The 23,719-nt window shown below is 67.1% G+C and carries 22 protein-coding genes; 11 read left to right on the top strand and 11 right to left on the bottom strand.

The annotated features are described in order from the left end of the window. Window positions 1-6 precede the first annotated feature (6 nt). The 3 genes from GGR47_RS09855 to GGR47_RS09845 are packed head-to-tail and all read right to left on the bottom strand — an operon-like array spanning window position 7 to window position 1,610. Window positions 7-489, bottom strand: coding sequence for a GAF domain-containing protein (locus tag GGR47_RS09855; RefSeq protein ID WP_147035564.1), 483 nt, complete (start codon window positions 487-489; stop codon window positions 7-9). A gap of 28 nt (window positions 490-517) precedes the next feature. Continuing rightward, a complete protein-coding gene (gene arfB / locus GGR47_RS09850) occupies window positions 518-943 on the bottom strand; it encodes an alternative ribosome rescue aminoacyl-tRNA hydrolase ArfB (RefSeq protein ID WP_017979625.1) in 426 nt (141 codons plus the stop codon). A gap of 10 nt (window positions 944-953) precedes the next feature. Continuing rightward, entirely contained in the window at window positions 954-1,610 is a 657-nt protein-coding gene (locus GGR47_RS09845) for an RluA family pseudouridine synthase (RefSeq protein WP_147035563.1), read from the bottom strand. A 129-nt stretch (window positions 1,611-1,739) separates the two neighbouring features. Between GGR47_RS09845 and GGR47_RS09840 the strand changes: the two genes are divergently transcribed. Beyond that, window positions 1,740-2,207, top strand: a complete 468-nt coding sequence (locus tag GGR47_RS09840; RefSeq protein ID WP_276509305.1) for a D-alanyl-D-alanine carboxypeptidase family protein — start codon at window positions 1,740-1,742, stop codon at window positions 2,205-2,207. Further along, complete coding sequence (locus GGR47_RS19285; protein WP_276509304.1) at window positions 2,114-2,425, top strand: D-alanyl-D-alanine carboxypeptidase family protein; 312 nt, start codon at window positions 2,114-2,116, stop codon at window positions 2,423-2,425. The genes GGR47_RS09840 and GGR47_RS19285 overlap by 94 nt, the downstream gene beginning before the upstream one ends. Window positions 2,426-2,428: 3 nt before the next feature. On the opposite strand, the gene trmB is transcribed toward GGR47_RS19285, so the two are convergent. Continuing rightward, a complete protein-coding gene (gene trmB, locus GGR47_RS09835) occupies window positions 2,429-3,109 on the bottom strand; it encodes a tRNA (guanine(46)-N(7))-methyltransferase TrmB (RefSeq protein ID WP_147035562.1) in 681 nt (226 codons plus the stop codon). Between the two features lie 96 nt (window positions 3,110-3,205). Here trmB and GGR47_RS09830 point away from each other — a divergent pair, with 96 nt between their 5' ends. The 3 genes from GGR47_RS09830 (at window position 3,206) to GGR47_RS09820 (ending at window position 4,806) form a co-directional block, all read left to right on the top strand. Beyond that, a complete protein-coding gene (locus GGR47_RS09830) occupies window positions 3,206-4,021 on the top strand; it encodes a formate/nitrite transporter family protein (protein ID WP_183949529.1) in 816 nt (271 codons plus the stop codon). Then, window positions 4,018-4,383 carry a hypothetical protein gene (locus GGR47_RS09825; RefSeq protein WP_244304985.1) on the top strand — a complete coding sequence of 122 codons (366 nt, stop codon included), beginning with the start codon at window positions 4,018-4,020 and terminating at the stop codon, window positions 4,381-4,383. The genes GGR47_RS09830 and GGR47_RS09825 overlap by 4 nt, the downstream gene beginning before the upstream one ends. 81 nt (window positions 4,384-4,464) lie before the next feature. Next, on the top strand, window positions 4,465-4,806 hold the full coding sequence (locus tag GGR47_RS09820) for a PilZ domain-containing protein (RefSeq protein ID WP_063685880.1): 342 nt from the start codon (window positions 4,465-4,467) through the stop codon (window positions 4,804-4,806). Between the two features lie 92 nt (window positions 4,807-4,898). Here GGR47_RS09820 and metK read toward each other — a convergent pair whose 3' ends face one another. Together metK and lnt are read right to left on the bottom strand one after the other, a co-directional pair. After that, window positions 4,899-6,116 (bottom strand): methionine adenosyltransferase, encoded by a 1,218-nt coding sequence (metK, locus tag GGR47_RS09815; protein ID WP_024310397.1) that lies wholly within the window; start codon window positions 6,114-6,116, stop codon window positions 4,899-4,901. Window positions 6,117-6,158: 42 nt separating this feature from the next. Beyond that, window positions 6,159-7,700, bottom strand: coding sequence for an apolipoprotein N-acyltransferase (lnt, locus tag GGR47_RS09810; protein WP_147035560.1), 1,542 nt, complete (start codon window positions 7,698-7,700; stop codon window positions 6,159-6,161). Between the two features lie 475 nt (window positions 7,701-8,175). Between lnt and GGR47_RS09805 the strand changes: the two genes are divergently transcribed. Then, on the top strand, window positions 8,176-10,920 hold the full coding sequence (locus tag GGR47_RS09805) for a [protein-PII] uridylyltransferase (RefSeq protein ID WP_183949528.1): 2,745 nt from the start codon (window positions 8,176-8,178) through the stop codon (window positions 10,918-10,920). A 131-nt stretch (window positions 10,921-11,051) separates the two neighbouring features. Here the strand turns inward: GGR47_RS09805 and GGR47_RS09800 are convergent, their stop codons facing one another. From GGR47_RS09800 to GGR47_RS09780, 5 genes are all read right to left on the bottom strand, one after another. Next, the gene (locus GGR47_RS09800) at window positions 11,052-12,815 is read right to left on the bottom strand and encodes a cation:proton antiporter (protein ID WP_147035558.1); all 1,764 of its coding nucleotides are present in this window, start codon (window positions 12,813-12,815) and stop codon (window positions 11,052-11,054) included. A 184-nt stretch (window positions 12,816-12,999) separates the two neighbouring features. Continuing rightward, window positions 13,000-15,834, bottom strand: a complete 2,835-nt coding sequence (locus tag GGR47_RS09795; RefSeq protein ID WP_147035557.1) for a TonB-dependent receptor — start codon at window positions 15,832-15,834, stop codon at window positions 13,000-13,002. A gap of 217 nt (window positions 15,835-16,051) precedes the next feature. Continuing rightward, the gene (infC, locus tag GGR47_RS09790; protein ID WP_017979637.1) at window positions 16,052-16,585 is read right to left on the bottom strand and encodes a translation initiation factor IF-3; all 534 of its coding nucleotides are present in this window, start codon (window positions 16,583-16,585) and stop codon (window positions 16,052-16,054) included. A gap of 86 nt (window positions 16,586-16,671) precedes the next feature. Continuing rightward, window positions 16,672-18,669: a threonine--tRNA ligase gene (thrS, locus tag GGR47_RS09785; RefSeq protein WP_147035556.1), complete on the bottom strand. Its 1,998-nt coding sequence runs from the start codon at window positions 18,667-18,669 to the stop codon at window positions 16,672-16,674. A gap of 404 nt (window positions 18,670-19,073) precedes the next feature. Then, window positions 19,074-19,889 carry an LD-carboxypeptidase gene (locus tag GGR47_RS09780; RefSeq protein WP_024310392.1) on the bottom strand — a complete coding sequence of 272 codons (816 nt, stop codon included), beginning with the start codon at window positions 19,887-19,889 and terminating at the stop codon, window positions 19,074-19,076. A 63-nt stretch (window positions 19,890-19,952) separates the two neighbouring features. On the opposite strand from GGR47_RS09780, the gene GGR47_RS09775 reads away from it, so the two are divergent. The 5 genes from GGR47_RS09775 to GGR47_RS09755 all read left to right on the top strand — a co-directional run bounded on the left by GGR47_RS09775 (window position 19,953) and on the right by GGR47_RS09755 (window position 23,399). Beyond that, window positions 19,953-21,533 carry a glutamate ligase domain-containing protein gene (locus GGR47_RS09775; RefSeq protein ID WP_147035555.1) on the top strand — a complete coding sequence of 527 codons (1,581 nt, stop codon included), beginning with the start codon at window positions 19,953-19,955 and terminating at the stop codon, window positions 21,531-21,533. A 22-nt stretch (window positions 21,534-21,555) separates the two neighbouring features. After that, window positions 21,556-21,792, top strand: coding sequence for a DUF6356 family protein (locus GGR47_RS09770; RefSeq protein WP_017979641.1), 237 nt, complete (start codon window positions 21,556-21,558; stop codon window positions 21,790-21,792). 68 nt (window positions 21,793-21,860) lie between these two features. Beyond that, window positions 21,861-22,295, top strand: coding sequence for a hypothetical protein (locus GGR47_RS09765; protein ID WP_147035554.1), 435 nt, complete (start codon window positions 21,861-21,863; stop codon window positions 22,293-22,295). After that, entirely contained in the window at window positions 22,292-22,495 is a 204-nt protein-coding gene (locus tag GGR47_RS09760) for a helix-turn-helix transcriptional regulator (RefSeq protein ID WP_017979643.1), read from the top strand. The genes GGR47_RS09765 and GGR47_RS09760 overlap by 4 nt, the downstream gene beginning before the upstream one ends. Window position 22,496: 1 nt before the next feature. Further along, on the top strand, window positions 22,497-23,399 hold the full coding sequence (locus tag GGR47_RS09755) for an alpha/beta fold hydrolase (RefSeq protein WP_147035553.1): 903 nt from the start codon (window positions 22,497-22,499) through the stop codon (window positions 23,397-23,399). Window positions 23,400-23,719 lie beyond the last annotated feature (320 nt).

Genomic DNA, 23,719 nt, shown 5'->3' with positions numbered 1-23,719 from the left:
TTCGGTTCAGGCGATCCGCGCGGCCAGCCGCGCGCACAGCGCCTCGCACCCTGCCGCGTCCTCCGCATCGAAGCGGGCGGGCTCGGGGCTGTCGAGGTCGAGTACGCCGATCAGTCGCCCGTCATGGACGATCGGCACGACCAGTTCGGACCGGCTTGCCGCGTCGCAGGCGATATGGCCGGGAAAGGCATGAACGTCCTCGACCAGCTGCGTCTCGCGCGTCGCCGCAGCGGTGCCGCACACGCCCTTGCCCAACGGGATCCGGATGCACGCCGCCTTGCCTTGGAACGGCCCCAGCACCAGCTCGCCCCCGACCATGCGATAGAAGCCTGCCCAGTTAAGGTCCGGCAGATACTGCCACACCAGCGCGGCGGCATTGGCCATGTTGGCGATGGCGTCGGGTTCGTCGGCGGTCAGCGCGTCGAGCGCCCCCAACAGGTCGCGGTACAGATCGGCCTTCGAGCCGGCGGTGATATCGAACTGGTACATGGCCCGCGATGTAGGCAAGCGCCGCGCATCAATCCAGCCGCACGCGACCGCGGTTTGCCTTCACCGTGCTGCGGCCCTTTTTCTCGTCGACGCGCTTCGCCTTGGCCGATCGGCTCGGCTTGGTTGGACGGCGCTTCTTGGGGACGATCGTCGCCTCCTGGATCAGCGCGACGAGCCGTTCGCGCACCTCGCGCCGATTCAGTTCCTGCGACCGCGATCCGTCGCCGCGCAATGTCAGCACGCCATCCTTGCTCAGCCGCGATCCGGCGAGCACGGTCAGCCGCTGCTTCACCAGATCGGGCAGATTGGGCGATCCCCACACGTCGAAGCGCAGCAGCACCGCGCTGTCAGTGGTGTTGACGTGCTGGCCGCCGGGACCCGACGCGCGGGTGAAGCTCTCCTCCACCTCGCGCTCGTCGATCGCGATGGCGCGGGTAACGTGGATCAGCGGCACGGGGGCACCGTCAGACCTCGGCGAGATCCGGCCAGGCGCCGAACCGCTCGGGCAGCGGCGCCTCGGCGCGCACCGGCTCTTTGTTGGCGCGCGGCACGGTCAGGGCGGCGGCGTGCAGCATCATGCCGCCCGTCTCGCCCCCGCCATAGACCGGGTCGCCGACCACCGGCAGACTCAGACCGCTTGCCGCGTGAACGCGGATCTGGTGCGTGCGCCCCGTCGTCGGCCGGAATTCGACCAAGGCGCGCCCGTCCCGCACCGCGAGCGTCCGCCATGCGGTATGCGCGGCCTTGCCGGCCGGATCGGCGACCATGCGCCAGCCCGTCTCACGCGTGCTGACCTTCGCGAGCGCCAGATCGATCTCGCCCGCCGATTCGCCCGGCACACCCGCCAGAATGGCGAGATAGCGCTTCTCGACCTCGCCGCGCTCGAACGCCTGCTGCAAACGCGCATGCGCTTTCGGATTGCGTGACAGCAGCAGACAGCCGCTGGTGTCACGGTCCAGCCGATGCACCGCCTGCGGCCAGCGCTGGAAGCCGAACTTCAACGAATCGAGATGGTTCTCGAGACTGAGGGAGCCGTCACGGGGCTTGTCCACCGGCAGCCCGGCGGGCTTGTCGATGACCAGGGCCTCGCCGTCGATGAACAATACGCGGTCGCCATGCATGCGAAACGCCTTGCCACTCCATCGGTCTTCGCGCCAGAGGCAGCCGCGATGCGCCTCCCCGCCCTTCTCGCTTTGCTGTCCCTGGCCTCGCCCGCCGGTGCGCAGGTCTGAGCCGGTGCCGCAGCGGCGATGGCGAACGACGGTCGCGTCTATGGTCACCTGGCCTATGGCGACGCGCCGCCGGACGATCTGGTCGAGGCGCCGCGCGGCTTCGGGCTGCACGGCTGCCTGTTGCGGCGCGACGTCATCCCCGATCTCGAACGCCTGCTCGCCGCGGCAAAGGGCGATCCCGCGGTGATGGGCACGCTACGTGGCCTGTCCTGCCATCGTTCGATCCTGCGCCAGGCGTCGGTCTTCTGCCGCGAACATCCCGACAGCGCCGTCAACGCCGATGCCACGCGTGCGATTTCAGTGGCGCCCCCCGGGCATAGCGAACACGCGACGGGCTATGCGCTCGATTTCGCGGTCCCCCCGCGAACGGCTGTCCCGATGCCGAAGCATGTATGGCAGCGACCCCGGCCGCGCGCTGGCTGCTCGCCAATGCGCCGCGCTTCGGATTCGAGCTGTCCTTCCCGGGGGGCAATCGCCAGAATGTGAAGTGGGAGCCGTGGCATTGGCGTTGGGTCGGCACCAGCGCGACCGCGCCGGGCGCCGCCCGCGCCCGCTTTCTCTTCGCCCGCGCGCGCGGCCAGTTCCCCGCCGACCCCGCGGTCGACCCGGTCAGGACGATCGGCCGCGTGACGCCGGTGGTCTACGTCGCAGTGCCGACCTGGGTCGCCCCACCCCAAAAGGGAAAGACGAAGCGCCGCCGCTGACGCCTACCGTCGGACGTAGCGGAAGTACCACACCTCGTGGCCCTGCCTGCGCGCCTTGCGCTCGTAGCGGGTTTCGGGCCAGTCGTTGGGGCGGACCAGGAAGTCGGCCGGCTCGCGCGCCTGCCATTCGAAGTCGCGGCGCTGGTCCATCACCATCATCGCCCAGCGGCAATAGGTGGGATCGTCGGTGCCCAGCCGGAATTCGGCGCCCGGCTTCAGCTTGGCAGCGATGGCGTCAAGCGGGCCATGGTTGACCATGCGGCGCTTGGCATGGCGCGCCTTACGCCATGGATCGGGGTGGAGCAGATAGACGCGCGACAGGCTGGCATCGGGCAGCCGCTCCACCACGTCGAGGGCATCCCCCATGTGCAGCCGCACGTTGGTGAGGCCGCCATCGCGGATATGACCCAGTGCGCCGACCACGCCGTTCAGGAACGGTTCGCAGCCGATGAAGCCCGTTTCCGGCCGCACCGTCGCCTGCCCCGCCAGATGCTCGCCCGCGCCGAAACCGATCTCCAACTCCAGCGGCCGGTCGTCGCCGAACAGCGCCTTGCCTTCGATCGGTCCCGTCTCGGGAACGCTGAGCGCGTCGAGCGTCTCCTCGACCAGCGCGGCCTGACCGACGCGCAATTTATGGCCCTGACGGCGGCCGTACAGGCGGCGGATGGTGGCGGGATCGTTCATGGCGCCGCGCCCTAGAACAGATGGGGGAAGAGGGAAACGCCCCAATCGCCCGGGCACGCGGGAGCCAAGCGCCGCCACCGACCGTTGCACGTCACGATGGACGCCCCTTCAGACACCTCCGACGATGACGATCTGAAGGCGGCGGACGCCAAGGATCTGCACCGCACTGTCCGCGAAGAGGGTGAGGAGGAACTGCGCCGCCCGATCCGATCGCTGTTCTTTTCCGGGCTGGCGGCGGGCATTGCGATCACGGTATCGCTGCTGGCCGAGGCCGCGTTACATGCGGTCTTGCCCGCCATGCCCTGGCGTGAATTGGTCGTGGGGCTCGGCTATCCGGTCGGGTTCATCGTCGTCATCCTCGGCCGGATGCAACTGTTCACCGAAAGCACGATCACCGCGATGCTGCCGCTCGTCACGCGGCCGTCGCGGTGGGCGCTGGCACGAACGTTGCGCCTGTGGGGCATCGTACTCGCCGCCAACTTGTGCGGCACCGCCATCGCAGCCTTCGCAATCGCCAGCGGTGCCATGGGCAATGCGGCGATTCACGATGCGGCACTGACCATCTCACAGGGGATTACCGAGCTGTCGCCGGGGCGCACCTTCGTCAATGCGGTGCCGGCCGGCTTCCTGATCGCCGTCCTCGCCTGGGCGCTGCCCAATGCGCGGGAACAGAGCGTGACGGTCATCGGCATCTTCACCTATGTTCTGGCGATCGGCAGCTTCAGCCATTCGATCGTCGGGTCAGCGGAGGCATTTCTATTATGGTTCGCCGGTCAGACCGGGGCGTGGCAGACGCTGGGTGGATTGATCGCGCCGGCCGTGCTTGGCAATCTGTTCGGCGGCGCCGGCATCTTCGCACTGCTTGCCCACGCACAGGTTCGCGGCGAAATGCCGCAGGGAGACAATCGGTGAGCCAAGCTATCGTACCGGCAAACGACACCACGCGACGTCTGCCGGCATTTCTGGGCGAGGTCGCGCAGCAGCCCCAGTTGGTCGCGGCATCGGTCGGCACGATCGCCGCCGGGCTGGTCACCCGCCGGCCCGACCTGATGCGTGGCGGGGCGCGGATGCTCGCCGTGCATGTCGTCGCCAGCGCAGTCCGTACGGCGATTCGGCAGCGAACGCATGCCGCGAAACATGCGGAGCACACCGCTGGGTCGCCCTCGCCGCTGTCGGAAGCGATCGTGGCGGGCTTGGTAGGATGGGTGGCGGAAGCCGCGATCGATAGCGCGCTCAACCACTTAGTCCCCGACCGCGAAACAGCGCCGAAATAGCCCCAATTTAGGGGCAACCACCCCACATCGGGTCGTTTACAAACCGGTGACTAATCTCTGTCAGATCGATCCGCGCACGCCATGGAACCGATACCCGAACCCGCGCGCGAAAAGCGCAACAGTGTCATCGTCCGCGCCATCGTGATGACCGCCGATGGTCGATCGCGCGAGCGCCGCGTCCGCAATCTGTCGCGGCATGGCGCCTGTATCGAACATGACAACGACCTCACCACCGGCGCGACGGTCATGCTGCACATGGGTTCGATGCCCGATCTGGTCGCCACGGTGCGGTGGGTCAGCGACCGGCTCGCCGGACTGAGCTTCAACGAGCTGATCGACCTCGACGAGGCGCGCAAACCGCGCGGCGTCGGCGTCACGCCCCGTGCCGGCTGGATCGCCGAGCTCAACAACCCCTACCGCTGACGCTCAGGGAGTCTCGGACCCCAAACCGAAACGCCCTCCCCCATCATACGACGGGGAAGGGCGCTATCATGCAACCGTAGGATGCGTGATCGTCAGGCGACGGCGGCCTTCAGCGCGTCGACCAGATCGGTCTTTTCCCAGGTGAACAGATCGCCTTCCGGCTCGCGGCCGAAGTGACCATAAGCGGCCGACTTGACGTAGATCGGCGCGTTCAGCTTCAAATGCTGGCGGATGCCCTTGGGGGTCAGGCGCACGAGCTGCGGCAGGACCGCTTCCAGCTTGTCCTCGGCGACCGTGCCGGTGCCGTGGGTGTCGACATAGACCGACAGCGGCTCGGCGATGCCGATCGCGTACGACAGCTGGATCGTGCAGCGCTTGGCGAGGCCGGCGGCGACGACGTTTTTGGCGAGATAGCGCGCGACATAGGCGGCCGAGCGATCGACCTTGGTGGGATCCTTGCCGCTGAACGCGCCGCCGCCGTGCGGGGCTGCACCACCATAGGTGTCGACGATGATCTTGCGGCCGGTGAGGCCTGCGTCGCCGTCCGGGCCGCCAATTTCGAATGCGCCGGTCGGGTTGATGTACACCTTGGTCTCGTCAGTGACGAAACCGTCAGGCAGCACGTCGGTCAGCACGCCGGTGACATAGGCGCGCAGTTCCTCATACTTGGCCGGATCGGCGTTCTGGCCCTGCAGGCAATAGCCCGCCTTGTGCTGCGTCGAGACGACCAGCGCGGTCGCGCGGACCGGCACGCCGTTTTCATACTGCAGCGTGACTTGGCTCTTGGCGTCCGGCTCCAGGAACGGCGCCTTGCCCGAATGGCGGTCGGCCGCCATCGTTTCGAGGATTTTGTGGCTGTAATAGAGCGTCGCCGGCATCAGGCCCGGCGTCTCGTCGGTCGCATACCCGAACATGATGCCCTGGTCGCCCGCGCCCTCGTCCTTGTTCGAGCCTTCGTCGACGCCCATCGCGATTTCCGCGGACTGGCCGTGCAGGTTGTTCTCGAACGTGAACTCGTTCCAGTGGAAGCCCGACTGTTCGTAGCCGATGCGCTTCACCGTCGCGCGGACCGCCGCCTCGATCTCGGCGAGCGCGCCATCGGCCCAGGCATTGTTCTCATACACGCCCTTGCAGCGGATTTCGCCGGCCAGCACGACGAGATTGGTCGTGGTCAGCGTTTCGCAGGCGATGCGCGCTTCCGGGTCCTTCGACAGGAACAGATCGACGATCGTGTCGCTGATCTGGTCCGCGACCTTGTCCGGATGACCTTCCGAAACCGATTCCGACGTGAAGATGTAATTGCCGCGCATCATTGCCTCATAACGATATAAAGATACCTTTATATGTCGTCCTTACCGCGCTGAACGGCGGTTGGCAATTGCCGCCACCAGGAAGGCGAGCGCGACGATCAGCGCCGCCCAATTGCCCAGCCGGCTGAACAAAGTGGGCGGCAACGCGGGCGGCATCCGCACCTCCAATACCCCTGCCCGCTCATGCGGGATCGTCGCAACGAGACGCCCGTCGGCGGCGATGACGGCGCTGATCCCCGTGGGCGTCGCACGGACGATCGGCAGCCCCTCCTCGATCGCGCGCATGCGGGTCTGCGCCAGGAACTGCGGCGATCCCCAGCTGCCGAACCATGCGTCGTTTGATGGGTTGAAGATTAGGCGCGGGCGGTTGCCCGTCTCGATCAACTCGCCCGAGAAGATCGTTTCGTAACAGACCTGAACGCCGATCGCGCCGAAGCCGGGCAGGCTGAGCGTCCGCGGGCCGGGACCGGGCGTGAAGTCCATGTCGCCGGGCACCAGCCGGGCAAGGCCCAGCGGGCGCAGCAGCCATGGCATCGGCAGATATTCGCCATAGGGGACGAGGTGCGCCTTATCGTAGCGGCCGACGATCCGGCCGACGGCATCGATCGCGAGCACGGAATTGGCGGCGCCGGACACCTCGCCGCGCGCGTCGAAGGACAAGGTGTCGGCGCTGGTCATCAGGATGTCGCCCGGGCGCAGCGCGGCGGCGATCCGGCGGCGCGTCCACGACGACGGCCGATCGCCATAGACCCAATAGGGATAGCCGCTTTCCAGCAGGTCGCGCAGCAGCCCTTCGGGCCACAGCACCAGCCGGGGCGCACCGGCGGGATGACGCGTACCGCGCAGCAACGTCGCCAGCGCATATTCGCCCGCATTCTCGCCGCGCACGTCGTTGCCGATATTGGGCTGCACGACACGCAGGATCGGCGCATCCGCCGCTGCGGAAGGCGCATGGGTCCACAGCGCGGATAGCGCCGCGACGGCCAGCACCACTGCGAGGCCCGCCGCCAGCCGCCAGTGCCGCCGCACCGCCATCAGCAGCGCTACCGCGAACAGCACGGTCACGCCGGACAGCGCATAGGTGCCGATCCATGCCGACAGCCGCGCGATGCCGATGACGGGCACCCAGATCACGCCGATCGGGTCCCAGGCGTAGCCGGTGAACAGCGTGGCGCGCAGATATTCGCTGCCGATCCACGCCGCGGCGAAGACCAGGGCGAAGGCCGCATCCACGCCGCCGCGCCCCCGAAAGCGCCAGCCGACCAGCGACGCCAGCATAGGAAAGACCGCCAGATACAGCGCGAGCCCGACCGCCGCGAAATAGCCGAGCACCGGCGGCATCTTGTCCTGGAAGTCGAAGGCGTGCTGGAACCAATTGTTGTTGATCGTGAAATGTCCGACGCCCCACGACCAGCCGATCCACGCGGCGCGGCGGCCGGTGGGCGCAGCCTGCACCAGCGCTGCGAGGCCGGCGAGGCCGAGGAGCGTCAGCGGCCAAAATTGCAACGGCGCGAAGCCGGTGGCGGCGACGACGCCAAGCAGGAGGGCGGTTAGCGCGGGACGGCGGGACACAGCGGCGATCATGCGCGGCGCTTTACTGTACCGCTGGTGGCTTGTCCCAGGCCTTTCAACCCCCAAGCGTCACCCCGGACTGGTCCCGGGGACCACTCTGCGGCGAGGGGGGTGGTTCGAGCCTCCGGCCATCCCCTCGCGGCCCGGTGGACCCCGGAACCAGTCCGGGGTGACGGGGGATTTGTGGCCGCGTCGCGCATCCGCCACTCACCGATTCGCGGGCTCGCTTCGACGTCCCGAGGCTCCGATGCACCGCGGAAGTGGACGAAGTGGACGGTACGTAATCGTCGGAATGCCCTCCCGTCCGTTGGCACGCGCAAAAGCCGGCTTCACGGTATCAAAGAGCGATGGGAGGGTAGGCATAGTCGGGTCGTGTAGGACAGCGAAAAATGCGGACGTCGCCGGCGCGAGGCGCCCAGGACAGGTGAGCGCGGCCACCCCACCAAGCCCATGTCGCGTTAACCCTGTCTCCGCTATGACCGCCGCCATGCAGGGCCGTTTCGACCATATCCCCAATCGCCGCGCGATCATCGATCGTCGCGCTCTTGCCGATCGGATCGCGGCGATCGATGCCGCCGATGCGCCGTTGCGCGCGCAGGCGACGCAGTTGCTGAAGGCCGCGCTCGCCGATGGGCGCACCGAAATCCAGCGCCGCCTTGCCGCGCATCCCTCACGCGGGCTGGAGGCATCGAACGCGCAGGCGTATCTGACCGACCAGCTGCTGCGCCTGCTCTACGATCTCGCGACGCAGCGGCTTCACCCGCTCGCCAACCCTACCGCGGGCGAGCGGATGACGCTGATCGCGGTCGGCGGCTACGGCCGCGCCGAGATGGCGCCTTATTCGGATGTCGATATCGGCTTCCTGACGCCGGGCAAGCAGACGCCCTGGGCCGAGCAGGTCATCGAATCGATGCTGTACGCGCTGTGGGACCTGGGGCTGAAGATCGGCCATTCCAGCCGCTCGCTCGACGAGATGGTGCGCCAGGCCAAGGCCGATGTGACGATCCGCACCGCATTGCTGGAGGCGCGCTACGTCATCGGCGACCAGTCGCTGTATGATGAGGCGGCGCGGCGCTTCAAGGCGGAGGTGCAGCACGGCACCGAACGCGAGTTCATCGCCGACAAGCTCGCCGAACGCGACGCCCGCCATCGCAAGATGGGCGACACGCGCTACGTCGTCGAACCCAACGTCAAGGAGGGTAAGGGTGGCCTGCGCGACCTGCACGCGCTGTTCTGGATCGGCAAATATATCTACGACGTGCAGCGCGGCGCCGATCTGGTCGGCGTCGGCCTGCTGACGCCGGAGGAATATAAGCTCTTCCACCGCGCCGACAATTTCCTGCAGGCCGTGCGCTGCCACCTGCACAGTATCACCCGCCGCGCGGAGGATCGCCTGACGTTCGACGTGCAGCGCGAAGTGGCGGCGCGGATGCGCTTCTCGGATCGCCCGGGCAAACCCGCGGTCGAGCGGTTCATGCAATATTATTTCCTGCAGGCGCGCACCGTCGGCGACCTGACCGGCGTGTTCCTGGCGCACCTGGACGAGCGGTTCGCAGCGCGCGGGCGCCGGTTCGGCCTGCCGACGATCCGGCGCCGGCCGGGCAAGCTGCACGGCTTCGTCCTCGATCGCGGACGCCTCGCACTGCCCCGCGACGACTATTTCGCCGAAGACCCGGTGCGGCTGATCGAGATCTTCCAGCTCGCCGACCTGCACGGCGTCGAGATTCACCCGCTGGCGATGCGCGCCGCCAAGCGCGATGCCAAGCTGATCGACGGGCACCGCCGCGATGCGCGCGCCAACGCCTTCTTCCTCGACGTGTTGACGTCGCCGCGCGATCCCGAACTGGTGCTGCGCTGGATGAACGAGGCCGGCGTCTTCGGCCGTTTCGTGCCCGATTTCGGCCGCGTCGTCGCGCAGATGCAGTTCGATATGTACCACCATTATACGGTGGATGAGCATACGATCCGCGCGATCGGCCTGCTGAGCCGGATCGACAAGGGCGAGCTGAAGGAGGACCATCCGCTGTCCTCCGCGATCATCAAGCACATCATTTCGCGCCGCGTCCTCTATGTTGCGGTGCTGCTGCACGACATCGCCAAGGGACGCGGCGGCGACCATTCGATCCTGGGCGCGGAGGTGGCCGAGCGGCTGTGCCCGCGCTTCGGCCTGTCACCCGCCGAGACGGAGACGGTGGCGTGGCTGGTGCGCTGGCACCTGCTGATGTCGGCGACCGCGTTCAAGCGCGACCTGAGCGATTTCAAGACGATCCTCGATTTCTGCGAGGTGGTGCAAAGCCCCGAACGCCTGCGCCTGCTGCTGGTGCTGACCATCGTCGACATTCGCGCGGTGGGGCCGGGCACGTGGAACGGCTGGAAGCGGCAGCTGCTCGCCGATCTGTTCGAAGCCGCCGAAGAGGTGCTGCGTCTGGGCCACAAGCAGCGCGGCCGCGCCGAGCGGATCGCCACGCGGCAGGAGACACTGCAGGCGACGCTGGGGTGGGACGATGCGCGCTTCGCCGCCTTCGTCCGGCGCTTTCCCGAGGCCTATTGGATCGCCGAGCCGGACGACGTGCTGGCCCATAACGCGCGCTTCATCGACGCCGCGGGCGACGCGCAGCTCTCCATCGATGCGCAGGTCTATGCGACGCGCGGCGCGACATTGGTGACGATCTATGCCGCCGACCATCCCGGGCTGTTCTATCGCATCGCCGGTGCGATCCATGTCGCGGGCGGCAACATCATCGACGCGCGCATCCATACGACGCGCGACGGCATGGCGATCGACAATTTCCTGGTGCAGGACCCGTTCGGCCGCCCGTTCGACGACGCCAGCCAGCTGACGCGGCTGACGATGGCGATCGAGGATGCGCTGGCCAATCGCGGCAAGCTCGCCGACCGGCTGGTCGCCAAGCCCGCGGCGCGGACGCGGGCGGATGCGTTCGAAATCGTGCCGAACGTGCTGATCGACAATCATGCGTCGAACCGCTTCACCGTCATCGAGGTCAACGCCCGCGACCGGCCGGCGCTGCTGAACCAGCTGGCGCATGCACTGTTCCAGTCGAAGGTGACGCTGCATTCGGCGCATGTCGCGACCTATGGAGAGCGGGCGGTCGACACTTTCTACGTCACTGATCTGACGGGCGACCGCATCACCCAGCCGGCGCGTCTGAAGACTTTGGAACGGCGGCTACGCACCGCCGCGGCGGGCGAGACGGAGGACGTAACGGCTTAGGGCCCTTTCACCGTCACCTCGGACGTGATTTGGGGTCCTGCTGTTATCTCGCGGCGGAAGAAGCGGGACCCCGGATCAAGTCCGGGGTGACGGAGGTTTGTAGGGAACCGCCGTATGACGAAGGTGTCCGGTTACACCGGTTCGGGCGGGGCGAAGGTGAGCATCGTGTCGCCGGGCTCCACCACCGGTCGCTGCGTCGTCGAGAAGAGCAGCAGGCGGCGGTCGGGCTTCATCACCGCGACCGGCTCCGCCTCGGGGGCGAGGCGTGCACGATAGGCCTCGTAGGGGAAGACGCTGGTAATGCGCGTCCGCCCGAACGCCCACCCGGCGGCGACGCGCACCTGCAATTCGTCCACCGTCTCGCCGCCTTCCAGCAACATGCGCGCACGACGGCGGCTGAGGCGCGTTTCGTCGACGCCGGTCTGCGTCAATTTGTCCTGCCCGACTTCGGGGCCGAGGTCTGCGCAGACGAGGCTGTTGTAGGAATCGTTGTCGGTGGCGGCGATGACGTGCTGGAACTGCTGCATGTCGAGCGTGTCCTGCGTCACCTCGTCCAGGATGTCGCCCTGATGGACATCGAGCGACTGTTTGCGCGCGGCGCGGAGCGCGAACTTGGCGGTGTCGGCGATCATCACCGTCAGCCCCATCTTCTGCAAGGCGCCGCCCAATGCGGTGGTGAAGGCGTTGGCGCCGACCAGCAGCACGCCCTCGCCCTTCCCCTTGTCGACCCCCAGCCGCCGCGCGACCCAGCCCGCCGAAAAGCCGTGCGCGAAGATCGTCGCAACGACCACGCCGAATACCAACGGCACCAGCGCGTCGGCATCCTTCATGCCGAAATCCTCCAGCCGCAGCGCAAACAGGCTGGTGACCGCGATCGCGACGACGCCGCGGGGGGCGATCCACGCGACGAACAGCCGCTCGCGCCACGGCATGCCCGAAAACGCGAGGCTGGCGATGACGGTCAACGGCCGCACGACGAACAGCAGCAGGAACAGGAAAATGAGGAACCGCGCCTGGAAGCGCTCCACCACCTCCCATTGCAGCGTCGCGGACAGGATGACGAAGACACCCGAGATGAGAAGGACGGCGAGATCTTCCTTGAAATGCTTGAGTGCGGCGGTCGACTGCGTTTGCCGATTGCCCATGACGACGCCCATCAGCGTGACGGTGATGAGGCCGGTTTCATGCTTGATCAGGTCTGCCGCGACGAAGCCGGCGATCACCGCGACGAGGACGGTGGGCGCCTTGAGATATTCGGGGATATAGGCGCGGCGGAACGCGGTCGTCAGGCCGAAGCCCAGGCCGACGCCGATCGCACCCGCGATCAGCGTCGCCGCGGCGACGTCCAGCCCGATCGCCACCGCGCTGCGATCCGGGCCGATATAGGTGATATAGGCGTAGATCGCGACGGCGAGCAGCGCGCCGATCGGGTCGTTGACGATACCTTCCCATTTGAGCGTGTCGCGCACCCGTGCGGGGACGCGCAGGGATCGCAGCATCGGCCCGATCACCGTCGGGCCGGTGACGACGAGGATGCCGCCGAACAGCGCCGATATGCCAAGCGGCAGTCCCGCACCGTAGAAGGCCGCCGCGGTGCCGAGCACCAGCCCGACCGGCACGCCGATGACCACGAGCCGCAGCACGGCCGGGCCGGCGTGGCGCAGATCGCGGAAGTTGAGGCTGAGGCCGCCTTCGAACAGGATCACCGCCACGGCGAGCTTGATGATCGGCTGTTGCAGCGCGCCAAAATCGCGTTGCGGATCGATCAAGCCCGTCACCGGCCCCGCCAATACGCCGGCGATCAGCATCAGCGCGATGGCGGGCTTGCCCGTCCGCCACGCGATCCACTGCGCGCCGATGCCGAGCAGGCCGATCAGCGCGAATTTGACCAGCATCGATTCGAAGATCAGCGATCGTCCCCTTCATCGCTCCAATCGGCGATAGCGGGTGCCGGTTCCCTGCCCCCCGTCAAAACGCTTGCGACGCACCGAGCCTGCGGCCGGGCCAGCCGTGCCGCAAAAGAAACGGGCCGGCGCGCATCGCTGCGGCCGGCCCAGGGGTCGTTGCCTTGGCTTGAGATCAGAAGCGGGCGCGGATCGTCGCCCCGTAGGTGCGCGGTTCGGCGAGATATTGCGAGAACAGCTGGCGGCCGCCCGGATATTGCGGATCCTGGAACGCCGCGGTCGCAGCGCCTTCCTGGAACGGCGAGTTGAACGCGACCTGCGCGTAATTCACGTTGGTCAGGTTCTGCGCCCAGAATTCCAGGCTGAACTTCTCGTCCGGCGTGCGCAGGCCGATGCGGGCGTTCACGATCGCATAGCCGTCCTGCACCTTCTGCGGGAACAGATCGGACCCGGTGTTATAGTCGCTGGTCATGCGCGTATCGACGTAGAACAGCGCCGAATAGCCATTGCCGAGCTGCGGGGTCCAGGCCGCCGACGCGGTCGTGACCACGTCCGCCGAGTTGGACATGCGATTGCCCGGCAGCTTGCGCAGCGCCTGGTCGAGCGGCGCGCCCGCGTCGGTGCCGACCAGCTGGTCGCGATAACTGGTATCGGTCAGCGTCAGGCCCAGCGTGACGCGGAAGTCGCGCGCCGGGACCAGCGAGGCCTCCAGCTCGACACCCTTCGAGCGGACGCCCCAGCCCACGTCGCCCGACGGGCAGGCGCCGGTGGTCGCCGCCGCGGCATTGTAATTGCCGGCCGCGGCGAATTTGCTCTGGTCACGATCGCCGCCGTTGAGGTTCGACGAGCAGCCGTTGATGTTCTGGACCAGGAAGACGGTGCCGTTGAACGTGTTGAGCTGGAAGTTCTTGAAGTCCTGCAGGAACGCCGCGGCGGTCAGCGTGAACGGGCCGGTCGCGTATTTGGCGCCGATTTCATAGGCGTTGACCGTTTCCGGCGCGAATTGCAGCGCGTTGACCAGCGCCTGCGCACCACCCGAAGCCGAGAAGGGCAGGATCGGCGACTTCAGCGCCGAACGGTCGAGGTTGAAGCCACCCGCCTTGTAGCCGCGCGAATAGCTGCCGTAGACGAGCAGGTCGTCGATCGGCTTCCACGACAGCACCGCGGTGCCAGTGAACTGGTCTTCCTTGCGGACGCTGTTGATCGACACGCCGTTGAGCTCTGCGGTCGAATTGCCCTGGCACGACAGGCCGATGATGCCGCCCGCGGTGGCGGCGAGGCCGGCGTTCGACAGGAAGGGCAGCAGCGCGCGCTGGTTGGCGACGCAGCCGACGTTGTCGTTGGTGAAGGTCGCGTCGAAGCGCTTGCGTTCGTTGGTATACCGCAGGCCCAGCGTCAGATCGACGGTGCTGGTGACGTGGAAGATGTTGTGCGTGAACAGCGCCCAGTTGCGGCTGTTCTGGTTGTAGACGTCGCGCGTCGCACCCTTGTCGTTGATCGCATCCAGCGTATCGATCGCGCCGACGATCGTCGGACCTGCCGCGCCGAAGGGCGAGGCGACGCCCGGCACCACGCCGCTGAGCACCGCACGGCCCGTCGCGCTCAGGCAGCCTGCGTTACCCGGCGCATAGAATTGCGCGAGCGCGCTGCCCGACACCAGGCGGCAGGTTGCGAAGCGGCCGTACTGGCTGCCGAAGCGCAGGTTATCGAGGACGCGCAGGTCTTCGTTCGCGAAGAAGCCGCCGACCAGCCAGTCGAGCTTGTCGTTGAACAGCGAGCCGTTCAGGCGGACCTCCTGCGTGAAGGTGCGGAAGCGACGCGCCGAATTGCCGTTGGCGGCGCGATACAGGATGTCGACGCGGCTATAGTCGGTGTCCGACCCCTGGCTCGAATCGTAATCGCGATAGGCGGTGATCGAGGTCAGCTTGGTGCCGCCGATATTCCAGTCGAGCTGGCCGGACACGCCCCAATCCTTGGTGATGCCGGCAAAGCTGCGGCCGGGGCTGACCGACACGTCGCGGCTGTAGCCGGCGGCGTTGACGTAGTTGAGCGGCTGGCCAAGGTCGCGGATGACGTTGACGATGTTGTTGCCGTTGCTGCCCGCGGCCAGACCCGCGTTTACCGAAGCGACCGGATCGTTGAGGTTGCCGACGGCTTCGTTGACCGAGCGATCGACATAGGTCGCCGCGCAGCACTTTTCGTCGCGATGCGTATAGTCGCCGATCAGGCGGAAGGTGACGTCGCTGCTCGGTTCGAACAATAGCTGGCCGCGCAGGAAGTAGCGATCGCGGTTATTGACGTCGGTGTTGTTGGTGTAATCACGGTAGAAGCCGTCGCGCTTGACGTAGACGCCATCGACACGCGCCGCGATCGTTTCGCTCAACGGAAGATTGAGGTTCCCGGCGAAGCGGTAGAAATTGTAGTTGCCGTAGGTCGCTTCCGCGCCGCCGCTGAAGCCCGAGAAGGACGGCGCCTTGCTGACGATGCTGATCAGGCCCGCTGACGAGTTGCGGCCGCCGAGCGTACCCTGCGGGCCGCGCAGCACCTCGACCCGGTCGATTTCACCGAGTTCGGTGAGGCCGATGCCGGAGCGCGAGCGATAGACACCGTCGATGAACACCGCGACCGAACTTTCGAGGCCGGGGTTGTCGCCGACCGTACCGATTCCTCGAATGCGTGCCGAGCCGTTGGCTTCCGATCCGGTCGAGGAGACCAGCAGCGACGGCGCGAGCTGGTTGAGCTGACGGATGTCGCTGGCGCCCGAATTCTGCAGCGTTTCGGCGGAGACGGCCGAGATCGCGACCGGCACGTCGGCCAGCGCCTGCGCGCGGCCCTGCGCGGTGACGACGATGTCCGCTCCCATCTGGTCGTCCTGCGTCACCGACCCTGCGGCGGCGGGCGTCGTCGTCTGCGTCGCCGCGCTCGAGGGTTCGGGGCTGTTGTTCTGGGCCATCGCGGGCGAGGCGATGGCGATCGTCGCTGCCGACAGCAGGTACGCGGTAAGGCGCATGGGCTTCCTCTCCAGATCGATTTCGATTGTTTTCGAATATCGGGTTTTCTTTTGAGGCTAGGTGGTCGCAGGCGTGAGCGTCCACTATTTTCATAATGGCGTCATGCTTTTCGAATGCAGTGTCTCCCATACGCAACACCGGGCCCGTTGCCGGACCCGGTGTTCAAAAAGACCGATTTCAGATGACGCTACGGAAAGCGCCGATCCGGCCGGATGCTTATTTCGGCGCGAGCACCATCAGCATCTGACGGCCTTCCATACGCGGATAGGCTTCGACCTTGGCGATCTCCTGCACCTGCTCCGCAACGCGCTGCAGCACGTTCATGCCGAGCTGCCCGTGGCTGAGCTCGCGACCGCGGAAGCGCATGGTGACCTTCACCTTGTCGCCATCCTCGATGAATTCGGCGACCTTCTTCATCTTGGTGTCGTAATCGTGGTCGTCGATGTTCGGACGCATCTTGATCTCCTTGATCTCCTGCGTCTTCTGCGACTTCCTCGCGAGGTTCGCCTTCTTCTGCGCCTCGTACTTGAATTTGCCGACGTCGAGGAACTTGGCGACGGGCGGATCGGCGTTCGGCGACACCTCGACCAGATCCAGGCCGACTTCCTGCGCCTGCGCCATCGCCTCGCGCGTGTACATCACGCCAAGATTCTCACCCTCATGGTCGATGACGCGGACCTTGGGGCTCTGGATCCATTCGTTGAAACGAGGACCGTTCATCGGCGGCGCCTGGTTCGGCCGGCGCATCATGGGAGGACGTATGGGTATTGCTCCTGTGGTGGTTTGCGAACGTATATAAGGGATCGGCGCGCCTTTTGAAAGACGCGCCGTCTCCTTCAGCCGCGCATGTCCGGCGCCAGTGCCTCATCGCGGAGCATAGCGAGCGCTTCGTCGACGGTCACGATCTGCTGCGCCTGGCTGCCGAGGCGGCGGATTGCGACCTTGCCTTCCTCCGCTTCGCGCTTGCCGACGACGAGCAAGACCGGGACCTTGGCGACGGAGTGTTCGCGGACCTTGTAGTTGATCTTCTCGTTGCGGAGGTCGGTTTCGACGCGCAGGCCCGCCTTGCGCAGGCGCGCCGCGACGTCCTCGGCATAATCATCCGCATCCGAGACGATCGTCGCGACGACCGCCTGCACCGGCGACAGCCAGAGCGGGAAGCGGCCGGCGTGATGTTCGATCAGGATGCCGATGAAGCGTTCGAACGTGCCGAGGATCGCGCGATGGAGCATGATCGGACGGTGGCGGTTGCCGTCCTCGCCGACATAGCTCGCGTCGAGCCGGTCGGGCAGTACGCGGTCGGACTGGATGGTGCCGACCTGCCACGTCCGGCCGATCGCGTCGGTCAGGTGGAATTCGAGCTTGGGGGCGTAGAAGGCGCCCTCGCCCGGCAGTTCCTCGAACTTGGCCTTGATGTCCTCAGGCAGGTTCGACGCCTGCACCGCGTCGCGCAGTTCCTGTTCGGACTGGTCCCACATTTCGTCAGAGCCGAAACGCTTTTCGGGGCGCAGCGCGAGCTTCACCGCATAATCGGTGAAGCCGAGGTCCTGATAGACCGAGTGGAGCAGTTCGCAGAATTTTCGCACTTCGTCGACCAACTGGTCTTCGCGCACGAAGATATGCGCGTCGTCCTGCGTGAACTGGCGGACGCGCATGATGCCGTGGAGGGCGCCGTGCGGCTCGTTGCGGTGGCAACAGCCAAATTCGGCCATGCGGATGGGCAGGTCGCGGTAGCTCTTGATCCCCTGTTTGAAGATCAGGACGTGCGCGGGGCAGTTCATCGGCTTCAGCGCCATCAGGTCGGCATCGCCCGACAGGATCGCGCCTTCGTCCTCGGTGTTCGGAATCTCGTCCGGCACCACGAACATGTTTTCGCGATACTTGCCCCAGTGGCCCGACTGTTCCCACTGGCGTGCGTCCATCAGCTGCGGCGTCTTCACCTCGGCATAATCGGCGGCGTCGAGACGGCGGCGCATGTACGCTTCCATCTGCCGCCACAGGACGAAGCCCTTGGGGTGCCAGAAGACCGAACCCTGCGCTTCGGACTGGAGGTGGAACAGGTCCATCTCCGCGCCGATCTTGCGATGGTCGCGCTTGGCGGCTTCCTCCAGCATGAAGAGGTGCTGGTCGAGCTGCTTCTTGTTGAGCCAGCCGGTGCCGTAGATCCGGCTGAGCATCGCGTTCTTCTGGTCGCCGCGCCAATAGGCGCCCGACACGCGCGTCAGCTTGAAGGCGTTGGGGTCAAGCTTGCCGGTCGAAACCATGTGCGGCCCGCGGCACATGTCGAGCCATTCGCCCTGACGGTATATCGTCAGTTCCTCGTTCTCGGGCAGTTCGGCGGCCCATTCGGCCTTGAAGGTCTCGCCTTGGCGGGTCCACGTCTCGATGAGCTGTTCGCGGCTCCACACTTCGCGCGTGAACGGTTCGTTCTTCGCGATGATGCGGCGCATTTCGGCCTCGATCGCGGGCAGGTCGTCCTCGGTGAAGGGCCGGTCCTTGGGTGCGAAGTCGTAGTAGAAACCGTCGTCGGTTGCGGGACCGAAGGTGATCTGCGTGCCCGGGAACAGATGCTGCACCGCCTCGGCCATGACGTGCGCGAGATCGTGACGGACGAGTTCGAGCGCGTCGGCTTCGTCCTTCGCGGTCACCAGTGCGAGCTGCGTGTCGCCGTCGAACGGCCGGTTGAGGTCGCGCACCTGCCCGTCGATGCGCGCGGCGAGCGCCGCCTTGGCGAGGCCCGGACCGATGGCGGCGGCCACGTCCGCGGGGGTAGTCCCCGGCGCAACCTCGCGGACGGAACCGTCGGGCAGCGTGATACGGAACATGACAGACATGGGTTCAAGGCTTCCTTGGGTATTGAGAGCGCGCCTTATGCACGCGGGGGAGCGAAGGACGCAAGGCGAGTCGCGGGGGCGATTCGGGGGCGCGGCGGCCGTTCGGCGCGCTGGAAGTGGACGAAGTGGACGAAGTGGACGATAGGTTATGGTCGGAAGCGCTACCCGTGCTGTCCCATCGCGGCGGTGCCGACGTGATGGGCGGAGGCGCGACGTGGGCCATCGGGGGGAGCCTAGGCATAAATGGGGCGTATAGGACAGGGCCTCTTTTCGTCACCCCGGACTTGGTCCGGGGTCCACTCGGCGGCCAGGGGAGTGGTTCGAGCCTCTTGCCTCCCCCGCGCGGCCCGGTGGACCCCGGACCAAGTCCGGGGTGACGGAGAGAGTGGGGCGGGTGTCGCGCCTCACACGATCCCGAACGGCACCACGCGATTGGTCTGGGTGTGGCCGACGTCGGCGCGGCCGAGGTACGGCACGCCGAGGTCGCCGCACCAGCGGCGGACCATATATTCGATGTCTTCGTTCCACTGCGGCTCGTTCGGGGTCACCGCGGTGACGCTGCCGAGGCGGACGCCGGCGATGCCCTTCAGCTGCGTCGCATGGCCCATGTGGAACAGCAGCCGGTCGATATTGTACATGGGTTCCGACACTTCCTCGATGATGAGGACGTGGTCGGTGAGGTCGGGCAGATAGGGCGTGCCGATCAGCGCGCCGAGGATCGACAGGTTGAACGCCGCCGCCGGGCGCCCATCGAGCCCCGGCTCCAGCCCCTGCCGGTCGCCGCGCGCCAGCCAGCCGAGCGAGCGCGCGATCGTCTGGTCGCCATGGGTGCGGCGGATGTCGCTCGCCATTGGACCATGGACCGGCCGGCCGATCCGCCGGGCATAGAGCGCGCCGAGCAGGAAACCCATGTCGGAATAGCCAAGATACGTCTTGTGCCGCGCCGCCGGCCCCAGCTGCGGCATGACCAGCGGCAGGATGCGGTTCGAGCCATAGCCGCCGCGCAGGAACCAGATCGCGTCGAAGCCGGGATCGTTGGCGAATTCCAGGAAGGCGTCGGCGCGGCGACGGTCGCTGCCGGCGAAATGGCCGTCCGTTTCCCAGCATTGCGGGTGAACGATCAGGTCGACCTCGGGATAGGCCAAAGCGGTGAAGGCGATGAACGGCGCTTCGGCATCCTTGTTGCCGATGCTCGCCGGCGCCACCACTCCAATCCGCATGCGCGTATCCCCGCTCGCCGACAGAGCCTTGTGCCTGCCGATGCCCGGCGATAGCGCGGGCCGATGGCGAACGGCAACATTTCCGAGACGGTACAGGGTCAGCGTTTCTTTCTGGTCGGCATCGGCGGATCCGGCATGCTGCCGCTGGCGACGATCCTGGCCGGACGCGGCGCGATCGTCGAAGGATCGGACCGCGGGCTGGACCAGGGGCGCGTACCTGCCAAGTTCGACAGCCTGATCGCGCGCGGCATCCGCCTGCACCCGCAGGACGGCAGCGGGATCGTATCGGCGGACCAGACCGGCGTCGCCTCCGCCGCGGTCGAGGACACGGTGGCGGATATCGTCGCCGCGACGCGGCTGGGCTGCGCGCGGATGAGCCGTGCCGAGCTGCTGAGCGCCCTGTTCAACGCGAGCGAACTGCCGATCGGCATCGCGGGGACGAGCGGCAAGTCGACCGTGACGGGCATGATCGGCTGGATCCTGCACGCGGCGGGGCGCGACCCCACGGTGATGAACGGCGCGGTGATGAAGAACTTCGCGGCACCGGATGCGCCGTTCGCGAGCGCGCTGGTGGGGGCCAATAGAAAGGAGGGGGGCGATGCCTTCGTCAGCGAGGTGGACGAAAGCGACGGGTCGATCGCGCGCTACGTGCCGCGGGTTGCGGTGCTGAACAACGTCAGCCTGGATCACAAGGGGCTGGACGAGTTGCGGCGGTTGTTCGCGGACTTTGCGGGCAAGGCGGAGGTCGTCATCGCCAATGTCGGGGATGCGGAAACGGCGGCGCTGGTCGCCGGGATGGCGAATGTGGTTCGGGTTGCGGTGGAGGCGGAGGCGGATCTTCGCGCCGAAAATTTGGTGCCGGAGCCGTTTGCGATTGGGTTCGATCTCGTGATCGCCACACCCTCACCCTTCGGGCGCTTCGCGCCCTCTTCCCTCGACGGGTCGGACATGCCCCCGGCATGTCCTGAACAGCGCGGGGCGCTGTTCACCCGCCGCGCCCAGCGGGAGAGGGAGGGAGCGCCGGAGGCGCGGAAGGGTGAGGGTGAGACGCGGTTGCGCGTGCAACTCGCCGTGCCCGGCCGGCACAATGTCGCCAACGCGCTCGCGGCGATTGCCGCCGTCGTTGCGGCCGGCATTCCGCCGGAGCAGGCGGTGGAGGCCATCGGCGGCTTCACCGGCCTCAGGCGCCGGTTCGACTTCGTCGGCGAAGCAGGCGGGGTCGCGGTGATCGACGATTTCGGGCACAACCCCGACAAGATCGCCGCGACGCTCGATACGTTGCACGCCTTTCCCGGGCGCCTGCGCATCCTGTTCCAGCCCCACGGCTATGGCCCACTGAAGGTGATGCGGCGCGAGCTTGTCGAGAGCCTGACGCAGCGGCTGCGGCCGGACGACATCCTCGTCCTCCCCGATCCGGTCTATCACGGCGGCACCGTGACCCGCGAGGTGACAAGCGCCGACATCGTCGCGGACCTGACCGCCGCCGGCCGCGACGCGCGCCATGTCGCAAACCGGGCCGAGGCGGCGGCGCTGCTGGTCGCCGAGGCGCGGCCGGGTGACCGAATTGTCGTGATGGGCGCTAGAGACGATACGTTGAGCCTGCTCGCCGCCGAGATGCTGGAAAGCCTGCGCGCGAAGGGATAGCATCCGGGGCAGGAGGTGCCCGATGAACCCCTTTACCCACCACCCCGCCTCGGTCGGCGAAAGCTATACGCAGCATCTGGGCGTCGCGACGCGGTTCGGCCTGCGCATGATCGCGGGCGGGCTCGGCGCGCTGGCGCATGGCGTTTTCCCGTTCCTGTTCACCACCACCGGCAGCCGCACGATCAGCGCGCTCCACGCCGAAATCGTCGCCAAGCGCGCCGACGAGGCGCAGCGGCGATCGGTGGAGTTCGTCATCTGATGTAAAGGGCGCTTGACGTAAAGCGAGCTTTCCATGTAAAGCCTCCTTCACATACGAAGGAGGCTGTGATGTTTTCGATTCGACGCAGCGAAAAGCTGAACCCGGCGCAGCGCCGCTATCTGCGCCGCTTCTTTCCAGCGATGACGATGTACGTGCTGGTGCTGTTCGCCTGCACGGCCATGATCCGTGATCAGAAGCCGCAGGGGGCGCTGCTCGCGCTTCTGTCCGTGGCGCCGGCGCTGCCGATCGTGGCGGCGATCCTGGTGATGGGCGCCTATCTGATCGAGGAGCGCGACGAGTTCATCCGCACGCGGCTGGCCACGGCGATGCTGGGCGGGCTCGGCGTCATGCTGGTCATCACCACCGTCTGGGGGTTCCTCGAGAACGGCGGCGCGGTCGGGCACTTCCCGACCTTCCTGACCTTCCCCGTCTGGTGCGGCTGTTTCGGCCTGTGGCAGTGCGTGATGGGACTGCGCGACCGCCTTGCCGGGGATGGTGCATGAACAACCACCTGCGCGCGCTGCGGGCGACGCGGGGGTGGAGCCAGCAGCATCTCGCCGAACAGCTCGAGGTCAGCCGGCAGAGCGTCAATGCGATCGAGACGGGGCGGTACGATCCCTCGCTCCCCCTCGCCTTCCGCATCGCCGAGCTGTTCGAGCTTGCCATCGAAGACGTCTTCGTCAGTCCGTCCAAGGAGAAGTAATATGATCCGGTTTCTCGGTGTGCGCCTTGCCGCCTCCGCCCTAACGCTGGGCGTCGTCCTGCAGCCGGCGCCGAGCCATGCCGCGACGCCGGCGGCCGAAACGCGGATGCCGCATATCTCGGTCGTGGCGACCGGCAAGGGCAGCCCGGTGATCCTGATCCCCGGCCTGTCGTCCCCCCGCGCGGTGTGGGACGGCGTGGTGCCGGGCCTGGCGAAGACCCATCGCGTCTATGTGGTGCAGGTCAACGGCTTCGGCGGCGATGCACCGGGGGCGAATTTGTCGCCGGGGGTGCTGGACGGTGTGGTCGCGGACCTGCACGCGCTGATCGTCAGGGAGAAGATCACCGGCGCCGCGGTGGTCGGCCATTCGATGGGCGGGCTCGCCGCGCTGATGCTGGCCAAGGCGCATCCGGGCGATGCAGGCAAGCTGATGATCGTCGATTCGCTCCCCTTCATCGGCACGCTGTTCGCGCCGACCGCGACCGTCGCGATGATCGAACCGCGCGCGAAGGCGATGCGCGACATGCAGGCGGCGAGCTATGGCAAGCCGGCCGATGCCGCCGCCGCGACCGCGATCGCCGACCGGCTGGCGCTGCGCCCGGAAGCGCGTGCGAAGGTGACGGCCTGGGCGATGGCCGCCGATCCGCGCGTTTCGGCGCAGGCGATGTACGAGGACATGACCACCGACCTGCGCCCTGCCATGAAGGCAATCGCGACGCCGATCACGCTCGTCTATCCCTGGGCGGCGTCGGGGCCGAGCGAGGCGCAGGCGAAGGCGCTGTACACCGCGGCCTATGCCGGTGCGCCGAACGTGCGGTTCGTGGGAATCGGCGATGCGGCGCATTTCGTGATGCTCGACCAGCCCGCGGCGTTTCAGGCGGCGGTGGAGGGGTTTGCGGGGTGATGCTGGTTCGGCTCTGATGTGAGCGGCCGTGGTGGAGAAGCGGGACCCCGGATCACGTCCGGGGTGACGGAGGGGGTGTGGGGGGACGGTCCGTTTCGCCAACGCGCCCGTCATCCCGGCCGTGAGCCGGGATCCCGCTTCTGCTCTCGGCGCGAGAAAGCGGGACCCGGGACCCGAGCCGTCGTCCCGCCTCAATGGCAAAAATGTCGGATCGTCATCCGGACGACGAAGGCGAGCGTCGTGAGGCGCTTAGGCGCCGGCTAGCCGTGCGGGGCGGCGCGTCGGCGGGGGGATTGCCCGGCCCTCACTTTAGATTGTCG

This window comes from Sphingomonas aquatilis, assembly GCF_014196115.1.
Taxonomy (GTDB): domain Bacteria; phylum Pseudomonadota; class Alphaproteobacteria; order Sphingomonadales; family Sphingomonadaceae; genus Sphingomonas; species Sphingomonas aquatilis.
Note: the sequence above shows the minus strand (reverse complement) of the source record. Positions and strands in the feature narration are given on the sequence as shown.